Origin of the sequence: Methylobacterium sp. 88A (genome assembly GCF_000376345.1) — a bacterium.
GTDB lineage: Bacteria > Pseudomonadota > Alphaproteobacteria > Rhizobiales > Beijerinckiaceae > Methylobacterium > Methylobacterium bullatum.
In genome coordinates this window covers 4,254,584-4,272,449 of the sequence record NZ_AQVT01000001.1, presented here as the reverse complement: position 1 = coordinate 4,272,449, position 17,866 = coordinate 4,254,584, and the positions used below count along the sequence as shown (strand labels likewise).

14 protein-coding genes and 1 riboswitch are annotated in these 17,866 nt (G+C 67.3%); of the genes, 10 read left to right on the top strand and 4 right to left on the bottom strand.

The window, feature by feature from the left end; translation table 11 throughout:
* Window positions 1–211: 211 nt before the first annotated feature.
* From A3OM_RS0120410 to A3OM_RS0120400, 3 genes are all read left to right on the top strand, one after another.
* Entirely contained in the window at window positions 212–2,608 is a 2,397-nt protein-coding gene (locus A3OM_RS0120410; protein WP_157196519.1) for a TonB-dependent siderophore receptor, read from the top strand.
* Between the two features lie 97 nt (window positions 2,609–2,705).
* Window positions 2,706–2,904: riboswitch (cobalamin riboswitch) on the top strand.
* Window positions 2,905–3,204: 300 nt separating this feature from the next.
* Window positions 3,205–5,406 (top strand): TonB-dependent receptor, encoded by a 2,202-nt coding sequence (locus tag A3OM_RS0120405; RefSeq protein WP_018045640.1) that lies wholly within the window; start codon window positions 3,205–3,207, stop codon window positions 5,404–5,406.
* Window positions 5,400–6,905: a PepSY domain-containing protein gene (locus A3OM_RS0120400; protein WP_018045639.1), complete on the top strand. Its 1,506-nt coding sequence runs from the start codon at window positions 5,400–5,402 to the stop codon at window positions 6,903–6,905. Before A3OM_RS0120405 ends, A3OM_RS0120400 begins: the two co-directional genes overlap by 7 nt.
* 132 nt (window positions 6,906–7,037) lie before the next feature.
* On the opposite strand, the gene A3OM_RS0120395 is transcribed toward A3OM_RS0120400, so the two are convergent.
* The 3 genes from A3OM_RS0120395 to A3OM_RS0120380 all read right to left on the bottom strand — a co-directional run bounded on the left by A3OM_RS0120395 (window position 7,038) and on the right by A3OM_RS0120380 (window position 12,367).
* Window positions 7,038–7,484, bottom strand: coding sequence for a cupin domain-containing protein (locus A3OM_RS0120395; RefSeq protein ID WP_018045638.1), 447 nt, complete (start codon window positions 7,482–7,484; stop codon window positions 7,038–7,040).
* 196 nt (window positions 7,485–7,680) lie between these two features.
* Window positions 7,681–10,305, bottom strand: coding sequence for an EAL domain-containing protein (locus A3OM_RS0120390; RefSeq protein WP_018045637.1), 2,625 nt, complete (start codon window positions 10,303–10,305; stop codon window positions 7,681–7,683).
* A gap of 511 nt (window positions 10,306–10,816) precedes the next feature.
* Window positions 10,817–12,367, bottom strand: a complete 1,551-nt coding sequence (locus A3OM_RS0120380) for a PLP-dependent aminotransferase family protein (protein WP_157196518.1) — start codon at window positions 12,365–12,367, stop codon at window positions 10,817–10,819.
* A gap of 55 nt (window positions 12,368–12,422) precedes the next feature.
* Between A3OM_RS0120380 and A3OM_RS0120375 the strand changes: the two genes are divergently transcribed.
* The 7 genes from A3OM_RS0120375 (at window position 12,423) to A3OM_RS0120345 (ending at window position 17,133) form a co-directional block, all read left to right on the top strand.
* Window positions 12,423–13,061 (top strand): FMN-binding negative transcriptional regulator, encoded by a 639-nt coding sequence (locus A3OM_RS0120375; RefSeq protein WP_018045634.1) that lies wholly within the window; start codon window positions 12,423–12,425, stop codon window positions 13,059–13,061.
* On the top strand, window positions 13,058–13,756 hold the full coding sequence (locus A3OM_RS0120370) for a GNAT family protein (protein ID WP_018045633.1): 699 nt from the start codon (window positions 13,058–13,060) through the stop codon (window positions 13,754–13,756). Before A3OM_RS0120375 ends, A3OM_RS0120370 begins: the two co-directional genes overlap by 4 nt.
* Window positions 13,757–13,962: 206 nt before the next feature.
* A complete protein-coding gene (locus A3OM_RS0120365; protein WP_018045632.1) occupies window positions 13,963–14,952 on the top strand; it encodes a hypothetical protein in 990 nt (329 codons plus the stop codon).
* A 33-nt stretch (window positions 14,953–14,985) separates the two neighbouring features.
* Window positions 14,986–15,219: a hypothetical protein gene (locus A3OM_RS0120360; protein WP_157196517.1), complete on the top strand. Its 234-nt coding sequence runs from the start codon at window positions 14,986–14,988 to the stop codon at window positions 15,217–15,219.
* 2 nt (window positions 15,220–15,221) lie between these two features.
* Window positions 15,222–15,428 carry a hypothetical protein gene (locus A3OM_RS0120355; protein ID WP_018045630.1) on the top strand — a complete coding sequence of 69 codons (207 nt, stop codon included), beginning with the start codon at window positions 15,222–15,224 and terminating at the stop codon, window positions 15,426–15,428.
* Between the two features lie 13 nt (window positions 15,429–15,441).
* The gene (locus A3OM_RS0120350; RefSeq protein ID WP_245257811.1) at window positions 15,442–15,852 is read left to right on the top strand and encodes a hypothetical protein; all 411 of its coding nucleotides are present in this window, start codon (window positions 15,442–15,444) and stop codon (window positions 15,850–15,852) included.
* 195 nt (window positions 15,853–16,047) lie between these two features.
* Entirely contained in the window at window positions 16,048–17,133 is a 1,086-nt protein-coding gene (locus A3OM_RS0120345; protein WP_026176249.1) for a UV damage endonuclease UvsE, read from the top strand.
* Between the two features lie 145 nt (window positions 17,134–17,278).
* Here the strand turns inward: A3OM_RS0120345 and A3OM_RS25460 are convergent, their stop codons facing one another.
* Entirely contained in the window at window positions 17,279–17,833 is a 555-nt protein-coding gene (locus A3OM_RS25460) for a hypothetical protein (protein ID WP_245257810.1), read from the bottom strand.
* Window positions 17,834–17,866: the final 33 nt, after the last annotated feature.

The following is a 17,866-nucleotide window of genomic DNA, read 5'->3' as shown; positions in this document are numbered from 1 at the left end:
GATTGTGTTTCTTAGGCAACGCCGCCGCAACTTTTGTCATTAAATCTCAACTTTGACTTGCTGACAAAGACGCCGTGTGGATTCGTCTTGTCGAGACCCGAGCTTGTTTTTGAATCGTTCTACGCGATGCATCGGCAAGGAAATCTCGTTCTTCACCAATCAGGTCTGCGCCGTATTTCCGACGATCAAGGTCTTCCCTATGTCCGATGGCATGTTGTCCACCTCCGGCCAGTTGTCTCACAAATCCGTGAGTGGCCTGCGCTGTCTGGCCGGCGTCTCCACCGTGGCGATGCTCGCCATGGCCCCCGCCCTGTGGAGCGGAGAGGCCTTCGCCCAGGCCGCGTCGGGCGGCACGGCGGCGGTGCAGCTCGACACCTTGTCGGTGCAGGGCGCCGGTGTCGGCAGCGGCAGCACCAACGACAGCATCGTCGCGGCGAATTCCTATGTCCTGTCCCGGAGTTCCACGGGCACGAAATCCAACGCCAACCTGCGTGAGATCCCGCAATCGATCTCGGTGGTGACGCAGAAGCAGCTCGAGGATCGTGGCGCGCAGAACCTCGCCGATGCGCTCGCCTACACGGCCGGCGTCTACGCCTCGCCCCAGGGCGATGATGGGCGCTTCGACCAGCTCATCATCCGCGGCTTCGACCAGACCATCCGCGGCGTCTACCGCGACGGTCTGCGCCTGCCGCTCACGAGCTTCTCCGGCTTCCCGCAGGAGCCCTACGGGATCGAGCGCATCGACGTCCTGCGCGGTCCGACCTCGGGTCTCTACGGCCTGAACGATCCGGGCGGACTCGTGAACTTCGTCAGCAAGAAGCCCCTCGACGTGCCGTTGCGCGAGATCTACGGCTCTTACGGCACTTACAACCGCAAGCAGTTCGGCTTCGACCTGAGCGGCCCGGCCAATCCCGAAAAGACCATCCTCTACCGGATCACCGGCTTCCTGCGGAACGGCGGCACCCAGGCCGATTACGTCGATCTCGACCGGGTCTACATCGCGCCGGCCGTCACGTTCCGGCCCTCCGCCGATACCAGCCTGACGCTCCTGGGCAGTTACCAGAAGGACATCGCGGGCGATAAGTACCGCCTGATCCCGCAATACTACACCAACGGGTCGAACCCGCTGAAGGCCAACCTGCGCGACCGCTTCCTCGGCGAGCCCGATTTCAGCCGCTTCAAGGCCGAGCGAGCGATGGCGGGCTACGAGTTCTCGCATCGGTTCGATGACGCCTGGACGGTGCGGCAGAACCTGCGCTACGCCCATGCCAGCACGAACTACAACAGCGTCTACCCGACGGGGCTGGCCGATGCCTCGCCCTCGAACCTCGCCCGGTCCGCACAGACCTGGATCGAGGATTACGGAGTCTTCACTGTCGACACGCAGATCCAGCACGAGCATGTGTTCGATTGGTTCAAGAACACCGCCCTGCTCGGCATCGATTACAGCAACATCCAGAATAAAAGCGACCAGAGGGGCGGCCCGACCCAGTCGTTCTTCGATCCGAACTTCCTCTTTACCGGCATCGCCCCGCCGCTGGTCGGCCCGATCGATGTCCTCAACCCGAGCTATGGTTCTGGCGTTGCACCTCTCCAGAGAACGTTGCTGAGCCGTCTGTCGCAGGAGCAGACCGGTATCTACGCCCAGGATCAGGTGAAGTTCGGCAACGGCTTCCTGTTCAGCGCCAACGCCCGCTACGATTGGGTGAAGACGAAGACCGACGTGCAGAACCCTGCCCTGGATGCCGTGCGTGCGACGCTGAACAGTTTCGGCGTCCCCAACGCGATCCCGACCAATTTCGGGGTCACCCAGAATGCGGAGTCCTATAGCGGCCGCGTCGGACTGTCGTATCTCTTCGACAACGGCCTGACGCCCTACGTCGCCGCCGCGCGCTCGTTCAACGTGCTGCCGTTCTACATCCAGTCGAGCACTCGGAGCCAATTCGTCCCGGCCGTGCCGGATACGTATTCGATCGGCCCCGCCAAGCCCGAGATCGGCGAGACCATCGAGGGCGGCATCAAGTTCCAGCCTCCGGGATCGAACAGCACCTTCCTGCTGACCTACTTCAATACCAAGAAGACCAACGCCCTGACCTTCGACGGGACCGATCCACTGCAGCAGGCCTATTACCAGACCGGCGAGATCACGGTGAACGGCATCGAGGCCGAGGCGACCCTTGAACTCGCCGAAGGGTTCCGCCTGCTCAGTTCGCTCACCGCCCTCAACGCCCGGGTGACCAGGGACATCCCGCCGTTCCCCTTGCCCGACGCGACCGGAAACCGGCCGATCCAGGTTCCGAACATCGTGATCTCGAACTGGGCCGACTACACCGTACAGACCGGCCTGTTCCGCGGCCTCGGCTTCGGCTTCGGTGTCCGCTACATCGGCGACACCTTCGGCGATACGGCCAACACGATCCGCGTGCCGGATTACTTCCTGATGGATGCGTCGATCCGCTATTCCTTCGACAACTGGCGCTTCCAGGTGGCCGCCAACAACCTCGCCGACAAAGTTTATGTTGGCACCTGCGCCCAGCTCGGCGGATATGTCGGCTGCAATTACGGCGACGGCCGCCGCATCACGGGCTCCGTCACCTACCGCTGGTAGGCGACGCGCATCCGATGAGATCGGCCCCGGATCGCAAGATCCGGGGCTTTTCTTTTGGGCTGTTGCCGTGACGTCGTTGACGCGGTCTCCCGGCCTCGACTAGCTTGAGCATGACGGTTCCTCTTCGGGGGATCAAAAGGGAACGCGGTGAGGACCTTGTGTCCGATGCCGCGGCTGCCCCCGCAACTGTAAGCGGCGAGTCCTTCATCAACACGTCACTGGGTGATCACCTGGGAAGACGATGAGAGGGCAGCGACCCGCGAGCCAGGAGACCTGCCGTCAGTCGTGGTCACACGCGAAACGCATCGGGCGGGGTGTCCTGGTGGGGTGTCGGGGCGTTCGCATGTCGCGAATGCATCGGCTTCGTTCGCGGTGACGTGCCACTGCGCTGAGCCGCGCCTGCCGTCTGCCTGCGATGCCCGATCGTTCCCGTTCCTTCCGTTACAGAATCGCTCCTCAGGATGCCTTCGGCGAGACCGTCCGGTCCCGCACGCAGGCATTTTGCCCGGTTCGCTGTATTGTAACGTTATAACATACGATTTAGCAGAGGGGGCGCGGCATTCGGCCAGCGATCACTTCGGTTTGCCAAAACGAACATGCCCAGACAGGTCACCCACCGCGCGCCCGGGCGGACATCCCCGGCCCGCGCCACCGCTCTCCTCGCGTCGCTCCTCGGCTCGACCCTGCTCGCCGGTCAGGTCCGGGCACAGGATTCCGTCAACCAGAATGCCGTCATCCTCGACCAACTCACCGTGGAGGGGAGCGGGGTCGGCCTCACCCGCGCCAACCCGGTCGGGCTCAACCTCTCGACCCCCTCCCGCAGCGCCAGTCGGCTCGGCCTGACGCCGCTGGAGACGCCCGCCAGCATCGATGTCATCAGCGGCGAGACCGCCCGTATCCGGGGCCAGAACACGGTGGTCGAGGCGGTGACGCAGAACGCCACCGGCATCACCACCATCGCCTCACCCGGCAATGGCAACGGCGCCTTCTCCAGCCGGGGCTTCGCCGGGCCGAACTCGATCCAGCAACTCTATGACGGCACGCGGCTGTTCGTGGGAGCCGGTACCGTGACCTTCCCATTCGATACCTGGAACGTGGAGCGGATCGAGGTGCTGCGCGGCCCGGCCTCCGTGCTCTACGGCGACGGCGCCATTGGCGGCGTGGTCAACGTGGTCTCGAAGAAGCCGAGCTTCACGCCGATCCATGCCGCCCGCGCCGCAACCGGGTCGGATGGGCTCGCGCGCCTCGCCGTCGATCTCGGCGGTCCCATCGGCGATGCGGTCGCCTACCGCCTCAATGTCAGCGGCAACCGCGACGGCGGCTGGACCAGCCCGAACGGGGATTTCCGCAACCTCGCGGTCTCGGGCGCGCTGCTGTTCCAGCTGAACCCCGATCTCGCCGTCACCCTCAGCCACGATCTCGGCTACCAGGAGCCCGCCCGCTACTGGGGCACGCCGCTGGTCGATGGCCGGATCGTCCAGTCCCTGCGCAACAACAACTACAATGTCGACGGCGCGAAGATCGTCTGGTCCGACAACTGGACCCAGCTCAAGACCGAGTGGACGCCGAGCGCCGACATCACCATCCGCAACACCGCCTACCGCCTGCAGAGCCGCCGCCACTGGCTCGATGTCGAGCAATACAGCTTCAATCGCGGCACGGGCCTCATCGACCGGTCCAGCTATACCGAAATCTACCACCAACAGGAGCAGGTCGGGAACCGCTTCGACGCGGCCTTCAAGGGCAACGTGTTCGGCTTCCGCAACGAGTTCGCCATCGGATTCGACGTGAACCACGTGGATTTCCGCCACACCAACAATTTCTCCAGCGCGGGCGGCGTCCTCGTCACCAGCGTCGACCCGTTCAATTACGATCCGGGCTTGTTCCCGGCCAATGGCCGCGCCAGCCCGGCCTATGCCACCAGCACCAACCAGGCCTCGGTCTTCGCCGAGAACCGGCTGATCCTCAGCGACCAACTCTCCTTCCTCACCGGCGTGCGTTTCGACGCGCCGACCCTGCACCGGCGCAACCTGCAGACCGGCGACACCTTCGCGCGCTCGTTCGAGGCCCTGAGTTACCGGTTCGGCCTCGTCTACAACCCGACGCCGGATTCGGCCCTCTACGTGCAATACGCCACCGCTACCGATCCGGTGGGGAGCCTCATCAGCCTGTCGCAATCGAACGCCAATTTCGACCTCTCCACCGGCGAGCAGATCGAGGTCGGTGCCAAGGGCCTCGCGCTGAACGGCGCCCTCGAATGGACGCTCGCCGGCTATCGCATCGTCAAGGACAAGCTGATCTCGGCGGTGCCGGGCCAGCCCAATGTCTCGACCCAGGTCGGCCGGCAATCCTCGCACGGGGTGGAGGGGGCGCTCGCCCTGCGCCTGCCCGATGGCTGGCGCATCGACGCCAACCTCGCTCTGCTCCACGCGCAATACGACGAGTTCCGGGAGGGGGCGGTGTCCTATGCGGGTAACCAGCCCATCGACGTGCCCGAGCGCGTCGCCAATGTCTGGCTCAATTGGGCCTTCGCCCGTGACTGGGAGGCCAGGATCGGGCTCCAGAATGTCGGCCGGGTCTTCAGCGACTTCTCCAACACCGCGCCGCGGCCCGACTACACCCTCGCCCATCTCGGCCTCGACCATCAGGTCACCCCGGCCTCGCGCCTGAGCCTTCGCGTCTACAACCTGTTCGACACGACCTACGCCATCAGCGGCAACGCCGTGGACGGGATCGGCACCAACTGGATCCTCGGGCGACCACGCTCGTTCGAGGTCGCCTACAGCGTCGCGTGGTGAGCCTGCTGAAACGAGGAAAGCGGTGGCTGGTCCTCGGCCACCGCTGGCTCGGCATCGCCACCGGGCTGCTCTTCGCCCTCTGGATCGGCTCCGGGCTGGTGATGCTCTATGTGCCGTTCCCGAGCCTCACGGAGACGGAGCGTCTCGCGCATCTTCGCCCGATGGCGTGGGAGGCCGTCGCGGTCTCGCCGGACGAGGCCCTGGCCGCCGCCGGGCTGCAGGGCATGCCCCGCAGCCTCGATCTGGAGATGCGCGGGGACGAGCCTTTCTACCGGATGTCGGCCAGCGACGGCCGCCGCATCACCCTCTCGGCGCGAACCGGCGCACCGGCCGGGCCGGTCGATGGCGAGGCGGCCCGGCGCCTCACCGGGGCCGGTCCCGGCGCGTCCGTGGAGGAGGTCGAGCGCGACCAATGGACGGTGACGGCGCGCTACGATCCCCTGCGACCCTTCCACAAGGTCGCCTTGAACGACGCGGCCGGCACGGAGCTCTACGTCTCGGAAAGGACGGGCGAGATCGTGCTCGACACGACGCGGTTCGAGCGCGGCTGGAACTGGGTCGGCGCCGTCACCCACTGGGTCTATCTCACGCCGCTGCGCGCCCGCGCCGACCTCTGGCGCGATGTAGTGCTGTGGCTCTCCGGCATCGCCGCGTTCACGGCGCTCAGCGGCCTCGTCCTCGGGATCTGGCGCCTGCGCCTGAGGCGGCGCTACGCGCGAGGACGCGTCACGCCCTATCGCGGGATGGCGCGCTGGCACCACCTCGCCGGGCTCATCGGCGGGATCGGGCTCACCACCTTCATCCTCAGCGGCTGGCTCTCCATGAACCCGAACCGCTGGTTCACCTCCCTCGCGCCGCCCGCCGACCTGCGCGAGGCTTATGCCGGGGCGGACAGCCCCGTCGGCCTCACGATCGAAAGCCTCCGCGAGATCGGCGCGCGTGCTCCTCTCGGCCTGCATCTCGCGCGGATCGGCGGGCATTGGGTCGCGACGGGGCTCGACCGCACCGGCGGCCGGGTGATCGGAGACGCACCCTCGACCGCCCGGATCGCGGCGGCGGCCGGTCTCGCCATGGCGGGTGCGAGGCTGGAAGGCGTCGAGCGCCTCGACACCCACGATCTCTACTGGTCGCCGCTCACGAGCGGGACGCTCCCCATCCTGCGCCTGCGCTTCGCCGACCCGGCCGCCACCTGGCTTCACGTCGATCCGCAGAGCGGCGAGATCTTGAACCGGCTCGACCGTTCGGGCCGTGTCAACCGCTGGCTGTTCACGGCGCTCCACCGCCTCGACCTGCCGGTCCTCGTCGGCCACCCGCCGGCGAGAGATGCGGTGCAATGGCTGCTGAACCTGCTCGCCGGAGCCCTCGTGACGACGGGGCTCGTCATCGGATGGCGGCGGCTCGGCCCGAAGGCCGGCGCGCATTCCCCTCTCCCCGCACGCGGGGAGAGGGCCGCGTCTCCCCCTCGTTGGGGAGCGCGGCAAGGCGGCAGCCGAGGGTGAGGGGGCGCGTCCGAAGGAGACACTTCCGAAAACACCCCCTCACCCTCGCCCTGGCGGGCTCACGTCGCCTCCCGACGAGGGGAGGACGACGTCCTCTCCCCGCCCGGCGGGGAGAGGGGAAGGGCGTGTGCCTTACTGCTGCTGGGCCTGCTGCGATTGGCGCATGAAGGTGTCGGGCGTGCCGGTGCCGTCCGAGACGAAGCGGATGTCGCGCGGTTCGCGGCGGGGTGTGTCGACGGAGAGGAACACCATCGGCTCCTCCAGGATCTCCGGCACCGAATGCACCACGCCGCGCTGGAACACCACCAGCTTGCCCGGCCCGACCTCGACGGCGGGCTCGTCGGCGAACTTCATCATGCAGCGGCCCGAGAGCACGTAGAGATACTCGTCGCAGGAGGCGTGGCTGTGCGGCGGGGTCGGCGAATAGACCCGGAACACCCGCGCGCTCGCCGCCGGCTGATCGACGAACCGATGGTCGGCCACCATGGTGGAACAAGCCTCGGGCAGGGCCGCCACGGCGGCGGCGACGTCGAACACCGCGTGGGCGGCGGTGCTGGTGGGGGAAGGGTCCTGGCTCATCGCTCGTCCTGGCTCGGGGGCTCTGCCTCTGATGCCCCATCGTAACCGGTTTTCCGGCCGCCCTCAAAAACGGTGGCGGAGGGAGGCCCGCGTCGGCGGCCTTTTCCGTGTCGGCGAAGCATCGAGCGTCGAACGCGGATGACCGGCCGATCCGGTCGCCGGACACGGCCGTTCGTCACCGGCCGACGGCACGGTCTCAGGCCACCGGCTCTTTCGCGGCACGGGCGAACCGGAGCGCATCCGGCGCCGAGAGCGGTCGGCCCAGCAGATAGCCCTGAGCTTCCGTGAAGCCCTCCCGGCGCACATGGGCGAGCTGTGCCTCGTCCTCCACACCCTCGGCGGTGATGCGCGCGCCGAGCCTCTCGGCGAGGCCCACGACGGCGCGCACGATCGCGGCCGTATCGGAGTCGCCGATCTCGTGGATGAAGGAGCGATCGATCTTGATCTTGTCGAACGGGAATCGCCGCAGGTAGCTCAAGGACGAGAAGCCGGTGCCGAAATCGTCGAGGGCGATGTGCACGCCGAGCCGGCGCAGCCGATGCAGGCACGCGATCGCGCTCTCCGTGTCACCCATCAGCACGCTCTCGGTGATCTCCAGTTCGAGCCGATGCGGCGGCAGGCCGGACGCCGTCAGCGCCATCACGATGGCATGTTCCAGGCCGAGTTCGGCGAATTGCACGGTGGAGGCGTTGACGGCGACCTTGAGCTCGCCCGGCCATTCCATCGCTTCGCAACAGGCTTCCTTCAGAGCCCAGGCGCCCAACGGCACCACCAGGCCGATTTCCTCGGCCAAGGGAATGAATTCGCTGGGGGAGACGAAGCCCCGCGTGGGATTTTTCCAGCGCATGAGCGCCTCGAAGCCGCTGAGCACGTCATTTTCGAGCGCGATGATCGGCTGGTAGAACAGCTCGAATTCCCCCAGCCGGACGGCTTCGCGCAGGTCCAGTTCCAGTGCGTTGCGCTCGGCTATCGCCGCATCCATGTCGGGCTCGTAGTAGCGGTACGTGCTCCGACCGGCGGCCTTGGCGCGGTAGAGCGCGATGTCGGCATTCTTGAACAGCTGATCGGGGTTGCGGCCGTCCTGGGGCCCGACCGCGATGCCGATGCTGATCCCGACGCTGACCGTGCGGCCCTCGAGATCGAAGGGCAGCTTCACCGCGTCGATGACATGCTGGGCCGTGGTGCTGGCGTTCTGCGGACGGTCGAGTCCCCTCAGGACGATGGCGAATTCGTCACCGCCGAGCCGCGCGACAGTGTCTCCCTCCCGGATCGACGCCTTGAGCCGATCGGCGACCTTGCGCAGGAGGCTGTCGCCCGCCGGGTGGCCCATACTGTCGTTCACGGACTTGAATCGGTCGAGATCGCAAGCCAGCACCGCGAAGAAATGTCCGCGCCGTTCCGCGCTCACCATCTCGCGGTCCAGGCGGTCCCAGAACAGGGTCCGGTTGGGCAATCCGGTGAGCGCGTCGTACAGCGCCAGATACTCGATCTGCTGCTCCGCCTGCTTGCGCGCGGCGATGTCGATATGCGTGCCGACGATGCGCAGCGGAGCCCCCGTGGCATCGCGCGTGACGACTTTGCCGCGCGACAGGACCCAGGTGTAGGCACCGCTCTTGGTACGGACGCGCTGCTCGCATTCGTAGATCGGCGTCTTCCCGTCGATGTGGTCGGTCAGCAGCCGGCGCGCGCGCTCGACGTCGTCGGGGTGCGTGAGACGCCGCCACGAGCGCAGATGACCCTCGATCTCGCCCGGCTCGTAGCCGATCATCGTCTGCCAGCGATCGGAGAACCAGACCTTTCCCGTCGCGACCTCCCAGTCCCAAAGACCGTCGCTGCCGCTGTCGAGGGCGAGCGCGAGGCGCTCTTCGCTGATCCGCAGCGCGGTCTCGGCTGCCATTCGGTCGGTGACGTCACGCAGGGACGCGACATAGCCCGTTGGAGCGGCCCCGTCCGCCGATCGGGTGAGCTTGAACGACGCTTCGATCCACACCCAGCGTCCGTCCTTGTGACGGTAGCGCTGCCTCGTGACGGGCCTGTCGATCCGACCTTGAACCAGGTCGGCGAGCACCTGCTCATAGGCCGGACGATCGTCCGGATGGACGGTGTCCAGAGGCTGCGTTCCGATGAGTTCCTCCGGATCGCGCCCCAGAACCTGAAAGGCGGCGGGCGATACATAGCGGCGCGTGGTGTCGAGATCTGACCGGACGATCACGTCGGTCGTGTTCTCGGCGAGCAGACGATAGGCGGCCTCGCTGGTGCGCAAGGCCCGATTGGCCAGGCGCATGCGATCGGCGAACAGGGCGAGCACGGCAAAGCCCAGGATCGCGAGCATGATCGCGGCGATGCCGGAGGCGAGCGCGAGACGCGGCAGGCTCGACGCCGAAGTCGGTTGCGTCTGGTCGGGGGTGATCTGCAGCGCGCCCATCGCGGTGAAATGCAGTCCTGCGATCGCGGCGGTCAGAAGTGTCGCGGCGATGGCGTTCGGGTATCTCAGCTCCCGATGCCGGAAGGCGACGAGCGCGGCCGCGGACAGGCCACAGCCGATCAGCACCGATACGACGACGAGCGTGCGGTCCCAGGTAAAGGTCCCGGGGACTTCGATGCTCGCCATGCCGAGAAAGTGCATGGCCGCCACGCCCAGCCCGAGAACGATCCCGGCGCCTGCCGCCATGGCCGAACTCGTCGCCCGGCGTTCGAGCGTCAGGGCGATCCCGGATGCCAGGATCGCCACGACCAGGGACAGCAGCGTCAGGCGGGTATTGTAGCCGACGACGATTCCGGGGTCGTAACCGAGCATGCCGATGAAATGCGTGCTCCACACCCCGGCTCCCGCAGAAAAGCCCGCCGCTAGCAGCCACGCCCAAGGTTCCAAATCCCGGCTCTTAGTCGATTGGCGGGCGAGCCGTAGGGCGGTATGGCTCGATACCCAGCAAACGATAGCAGCAAGGGGCAAGACCCAGCCGTCATGCTGCTCGCCGAGGCAGACAAGGGCGCGGTACATCAACGAATACCTTGTGGCTTTTCGATTTCTACGTTGCAGACATGTGGCTTAATAAAGCTGAACCTTTTTCGGAAAACTTGATTCGGTTGGTGTCGTGCCATGAACGACCGCTTTTCCGGGTTCGGACACGCGCTCGCGGCGATGTGGAATGAGCCGTGCCTCGATTCCGGGCCGATCGTGAACCGGACTGCGCCGATGTGCCGGGAGACGAAGACGTAGGGACGAGGGCCGCCGAACCGGTCACCGGCTCCGGACCGCCGGGATCCCCGTTCGATGCGGTATCGCAAGCAGCCGGTCCGCGGAGTTTTGCCGATGAACGGCCCCTGGCCCGCTAGCCCCTATGCCGCAACGCCTCCGCCATCCGCATTAACGCCGGTGCGACGGCGCGCTCGGGGACGCAGGCATAGCCGAGGAGAAGCCCCTGCTCGGCGCGCGCCGGATCGGCGAAATGCGGCGAGAGCGCCGTGGTGGCGATGCCGGCGCGCGCGCAGGCTTCAACGGCGAGGCAATCGTCGAAGTCCGTTCCGGGGACGGGGCGGGCCACCAGATGCATGCCGCCGTCGCGGGGCGGCACCTCCAGCACATCGCCGAGATGGTCGCGCGCCGCCGCCACGAGGGCCGCCTGTCGCTGCCCGTAGAGACGGCGCGTCCGGCGCAGATGGGCGGCGAAATGGCCCTCCGCGATGAAGCGGGCGAGTGCACCCTGCCCGAGGATCGAGGCGAAGCCGCCGCTACCCGTGAGGGCGCGGCGCACGGGCTCCACCAGGGCCTCCGGCAGGACGAGGTAGCTCATCTGCAGGGCGGGCAGGAGCACCTTGGAGACGCTGCCGACATAGAGAACGCGCCCGGCCCGGTCGAGGGCGTGGAGCGGCGCCAGCGGCCGCCCGGCATAGCGGTACTCGCCGTCGTAATCGTCCTCGACGATCCAGCCATCCTCCGCCTCGGCCCAGGCGAGGAGGGCGAGACGGTTCTCCAGGCTCATTGTGGCGCCGAGGGGATGGCCCTGGGCCGGTGTCACCACCGCGAGCCGGGCGCCGGGATCGATGGACCGCGCCCGCGCGATCGAGAAGCCGGCCGCGTCGCACGGCACCGGGACCGTGCGCAGGCCCGCCGCCCGCAGGGCATGGGCGAGGCCGGGAAAGCCCGGCTCCTCCAGATAGGCCGCCTCGCCGGGCTCCAGCAGAAGCTCCGCCAGGAGGCGCAGGCTCTGCCGGATGCTGGCTGTGACGATCACCGCCTCCTCGCTGCAGGCGACCCCGCGCCCGGCCGAGAGATAGGCCGCCAGGGCGCGGCGCAGGCGCGGATCGCCGAGGGGATGACGATGGGCGGGCGGGCCGGCGCGCCACTCGGCCTGGAGCAGGCGCGCCCAGGTTTCACGTGGAAACGCATCGAGGGCGGGTCGGCCGAGGGCGAAGGCGTCGGGGATCGGGGCGTCGCCGGCCTCGCCCCGCGACGCTGCCAGCGACGCCCCGCGCCGCGACAGGACCGGCGCCGCGGGGGAGGGGGCCGTGCGGCCCGCCGCGCCCCGTGGGACGAGGAGATCGTCGGGCAGGGTGTCGGCCACGCTTGTGCCGGAACCGGGGCGGGTGGTGAGGTAGCCTTCGGCCACGAGTTGTTCGATGGCGAGCAGGATCGTCCCCCGCGCGCAGCCGAGATCCCCGGCGAGGGTGCGGGACGAGGGCAGGCGCATTCCGGGCGGCAGGCGTCCGGCCAGGATCGCGTCGCGCAGGGCCTCCCGCACGCGCCCGTGCAGGCTCGCATCCCCGCCACGAAGCGGACCGGCGGTCGGCGGGTCGAGATCGAGCTGAAGCGGCAGGGGAGGGCGGCGCCGGGTCTTCGTCGAACTGGTCCAGTCATCGGGCGAAAACTGGATCTTCCGCATGATCCGCTTCTCGTCAACAGTGACGGCGAACACCGCGCCACGCCGAGGATGCGTCATGTACGAGCCGCCCCATTTCCGCACCGACGATGCCGCGGCCCAGGCCGCCCTCATCCGCGCCTGCCCGCTCGGCCTGCTGGTGAGCGCGGGCGCCGGCGGGCTGATGGCCAACCCCGTTCCCTTCCTCCTCGACGAGGGCGCTGGCGGAGAGCGCGTGCTGCGCGCCCATCTCGCCCGCGCCAACCCGCACTGGCGCGACCTCGACGGGCTTCCCGAATGCCTCGTCGTGTTCCAGGGGCCGGACCGCTACGTCACGCCCTCCTGGTACGCGACGAAGCGTGAGACGGGGAAGGTGGTGCCCACCTGGAATTACGCCACCGTCCAGGCGCGGGGCCGCCCGCTTGTGATCGAGGATCCGGCCTGGCTGCGCCGGCAGATCGACGACCTGACGCGGATGCAGGAGTCGGGGCGGGACGCGCCCTGGTCGGTGGCGGACGCGCCGCCGGCCTTCACCGCCGCGCAGATCAGGGGGATCGTCGGCATCGAGATTCCGATTGCGCGGCTCACCGGCAAATGGAAGGTCAGCCAGAATCGCACGGAGGCGGACCGGGCCGGCGTCGCGGCCGGATTGCGCCGGGACGCGGGCGGCAACGACGCGATGGCGGACCTCGTCGACAGGTTGGGAGTTCGGGCATGAGCGAGCGCGTGAATTCCTATGGCCAGCCGGTCGGCCCCGCCCTCGCGGGGTGGACCGCGCCGCCGTTCCCGCCACGCGAGGCGATGCAGGGCCGGTTCTGCCGGATCGAGCCCCTCGATGCCGAGCGCCATGCGGGCGACCTCTTCTCCGCTCTGGCGCACGACCCGGCGCGCTGGACCTACCTGCCCGTGGAGCCGCCGGCGGACGAGGCCGAGTATCGCGCGCGACTGGCGGAGATCGCCCGCAGCCGCGACCCGATGCATCACGCCATCCTCGACGCCGCCACCGGCCGGGCCCTCGGTCTGGCGGCCTATCTCAGGATCGAGCCCGCCCATGGCTGTATCGAGGTCGGCCATATCCAGTTCGGCCCCGGTCTCGCCCGCAACCCCGCCGCCACCGAGGCGATGGCCCTGATGATGGCCCGCGCCTTCGCCCTCGGATATCGCCGCTACGAGTGGAAATGCGACAGCCTCAACGCGCCCTCCCGCGCGGCGGCCCTGCGCTACGGCTTCACCTTCGAGGGCATCTTCCGCAACGCCATCGTCACCAAGGGGCGCTCGCGCGACACGGCGTGGTTCGCGGTGACCGATGCGGACTGGCCCCGCCTGCGGGACGCCTTTGCCGCCTGGCTCGCGCCGGAGAATTTCGACGATGCGGGCCGCCAGAGGCGGAGCCTCGCGGCCCTGCGGGGCTGAAGGCCGTCCGGCGATGGGAGCACCGCCCTCCGAAAGCCGGAGGTCGTCTCGGCCACCTCTCACGTTTCATCCGGTGCGATCATCCCCTGCATCATGAATACTCTCGTCCTGTTGCAGGGACGGCGCAGCGTCTCGGGGTGCGGCCGGCTAGGGTGTCGACGGGACCGGGGGACATCGGTGCCTCGGGCCGAAGGAAACACCGCGCCATGACGCCCGTGAGGATCGCCGTCGCGCTTCTTCTCGCCGCCTGTTCCTGCGCGCCGGCGCTGGCCGGCTCCGAGGACGGCAAGGACGGCAAGAGCGACGGTCCGGCGCGCTCGTCGAAGGCCAAGTCGCCGTCGCCTGAGACGAAAGCCAAGCCGTCGTCGCCCGAGAAGGAAGATGTCGACACCGAGCACCTGTTCGGCTTCACCGAAGGATCGGATGCCGGCGAGAAGGGTCAGCAGGAGGTCGTCTTCGACAGCGTCTCGCGCATCGGCAAGCGCCGCGCCGGCCCCGGCCCGTCGCATTACCGGGCCTTCGACGCACGCCTCGGCTACCAGTTCGATCCGATCGACCGCCTGAGCATCGAGTTCAGCGCGTTCGGCACCCTGCACCGGGTCCGCACCATCGCCGATCTCGACGACAAGGCCTTCGGCACGTTCGACGGGGCCTCGATCGACGTGAAGTACCAGTTCCTGAAGGGCTCGGCCGAGCAGCCCGTGGGCTTCGCCCTGGAGGTGAGGCCGCGCTTCACCCGGATCCTGCCGGTGGAGGGCAACGGCGCCGACGTCTTCGACATCGAGACCCTGGCCCAGGTCGATGTCCAGATCGTGCCGAACACACTCTGGTACGGCGGCAACGTCAGTTTCGAACCGGCGGTGGGGCGCCAGCGCGGCTCGGGCGAGGGCTACCGCTCCTCGACCTTCGTCTGGTCGAACGCCCTCGTCGGCGAGGTGGCGGACAAGACCTATCTCGGGCCGGAGCTGCGCTACCTGCGCGGCTATGACGGGGCTTTCCTGAACCGGTTGGAGAGCCAGGCCCTGACCCTCGGCCCGGCCCTGCACCACCGCTTCACCGAGAAGGCCTGGATCACCCTGGCCTATGCCGGCCAGATCTGGGGGCGCGATGCCGATCCCGCCTTCGCACGGCGCGCCCTCGGCCTCGGCCAGTTCGAGCGCCACGCCGTCCGCCTCAAGCTCGGCCTCGAATTCTGACGTCGCGGGCCATGCGATGAGGGCGGGGGCGCCGTGCCCAGTCCGGTTCCGGCCTTGCCCGCCAGCGAGATGATGGTGCTTTGGCGAATCGCGGGTCGCGTTTTGGGTGATTTCACCCAGATTTCCATCATGGAACGAGTTGATCTCTGCTGCGAGGTGAGAAAGAAGAGCACTTATCGTTCCCAAGTGCGGGGTCAGGATATTCTCATGAAATACTTATTAGTATCGAATGACAGCTTCGTCCTCACCGTCATCCGGCTGGTCTGATCATGGGCGAACATCACAAGCACGCTTCGGTGGGGGTCGCGCAGGCGATCTTCGACGGGATGCCGTCCGCCGACCGGGCGAAGGTCGAGGTGGAGGCCGCGAGCAAGGGCGTCAGCGCCCTGGAGATCGTGCGCCAATCCCTCGACATCCTGATCGCCGATGCCAAGCCGGCGACCAACGGGGGCGGCGGAGCGGGTTCGGCGCGGTGAGGGCCGTCGCCTCATGGCTCGGCCATTCACGATGACGGGCCACTCCCGTGGCCTCGCGGGGGCGCTCCTCCTGCTCTCGGCCCTGTCCGGCCCGGCGCAGGCGCAGCGGGTCGAGGACGGGTCCGATGCCGTCATCGGCAAGTCCGCGGCGGAAGCGATCCTCGTCATGGTGGGGGAGCGTTTCGGCGCGCTCGACCCGAAGGTGACGGCGTTGCGCAAGGCCGAAGGGTCGTGGGTCTGCGGCTCGGTCAACGTGAAGAACCGGGACGGGCTCTATATCGGCGAGCGCGGCTTCGTGGCCGATCCGTCGAGCGCGTTCTTCGGCCGTGTCCCGGAGGGGCCGGAACTCCTCAACCCGCGCGCCGAGGGGTTCCAGGCCCTGGAGCGGATCAGGCAGCTGTATTTCGCCATGTGCCTGGACTGAGAGACATTTCAAGGCGTTTTTCCAAAGCCTTACCTCATCCTGAGGTGGTCGGCTTGGATAAGCGACTCCGGCAAGTGACCGACATCAGCGTGTGCATCCGCTGAGGCATCCGCTCACACCGGCTCGGTCACGGGACATCCCGAAACCGCCCGATCCGGCGACACCAAAGCCGGGCGACGCCGTTATCCCCCCATGATGATGGACACGCCCCGCCTCGGTTTCTGCTGCACCTTCGTGCTCGACGACGATCCTGCCAGCTTCAAGACCCTGAAGGCCGCCCGCGAGGCGACGCTTCACATGAACCTGTCGCACACCACCATAAGCCATCTCGACACGCTCGCGCCCGCGGCGCGGCGGGCGAAGCTCGAGGGTCTCGTCCGGCACAATCTCGGCGCGCTCGAACGGCAGATCGCCTGGGTCGCGGCCCGGCCGCCCCTGGAGCGCCTGCTGCGGATGGCGAGCAATGTCCTGCCCGGCTACACCCACGCGGTGGCACGCGCGATCTATGCCGAGCCCGAGATGGTCGATCTCGTGGAGACCGGTCTCGCGCGGGTCGGCGAGCGGGCGCGGGCGGGGGGCGTGCGCCTCAGCTTCCACCCCGGGCCGTTCTGCGTCATCGCCTCGCGCAACCCCAATGCCGAGCGCAACGGCATCTCCGAGCTCGAATACCATGCCGAGCTGATGGCGATGATGGGCTATGGCGGTGGCTGGCACCCGCAGGGCGCCCATATCAACATCCATGTCGGCGCCCGCGATCCGGGAATCGACGGGTTTCGCGCCAGCCTGCCCAAGCTCTCGCAGACCGCGCGCGACCTGCTGACGGTGGAGAACGACGAGAACGCCTTCGGCCTCGACACGGTGCTGGACCTGGCGGAAGACGTGCCGGTGGTCCTCGACCTGCACCACCACTGGGTCCAGAGCGGCGGCATCTATATCGAGCCCGACGATTCGCGGATCGCCCGCATCCGCGACTCCTGGCGCGGCGTGCGCCCGATCGCCCATATCAGCCTCTCGCGCGAGACCCTGCTGGAGGGGCACGACCCGGACACGCTGCCCGATTACGCCGCCCTGATAGGGGCCGGGCACAAGTGGCGCGACATCGCGGCCCATTCGCACCTGATGGGCAACCGGGCGCTCAACGCCCTCGTGGCCCGGCACCTCGCCTGGGCCGATTTCGAGATCGAGGCGAAGGGCAAGAACCTGGCCTCCACCGGCATCGCCGCCGCGATCGGTGAGGTGCGGGCGGCCGAGCCGCTACGCGGCACCGCCTCCGCTGCGTGAGCGGAGCGGCAGTGGGTCGCCGCTCATGTCACAGAATCGGGAGTGGGCCGGTTCGGAATCTGACGGGTTTGATCTGTGTTCGGGACGGTTGCGCTGGCAGAGGCTGCAGATCGGAAATCGAGCAAGCACAAACTATGCGGAAAACTTAGGAGCCAATCTCCCCGCGTGGCAGAAATATACCTTTGATGCATGTGTCGTTTCTGACTGCTATCTGTGTGTGGGTCCTGGAATAAAATCCACCCTGCGGATAAGCTGGGCTTCCTTCAACGAAAAGACCTCTTACTGTATCGAACGGCTCTATGTAGTCTTCGCTTTCGGGGTCATTATAATGTTTGTCTTCAATGATTTCGTGCAAGTGTCGGATGACGGAACAGTCGCGAAATCGCAGGAGTTTGTCTCCTTGATTAATTGTTTTTGGGTCTTTGTTCTTCGGCATTTCTGTGCCGGCTTGTTCGTTCAGCAGCTTCAGACTATCGTATGCGTCAGTCAGCAGCTCAATATTTTCTCGCTGCAATAAATCGAGACAATTTCCCAGATCGATGATCGCGCCTATGACAAATGGATCGTCATATGCGCCGGACGCCGCCTTCGCCTGCGCCCACTCATAGGCCCGTAGCGCATCGTTTTCCCAAAAATAGACTCCCGGGCCGAGCCAATCGTAATCTTTATTGGAAGAGGCCAAAGGAAGACCGTGAGTCAAAGCTTTGCGGCCTACCTTTCTGCTACACCCGTG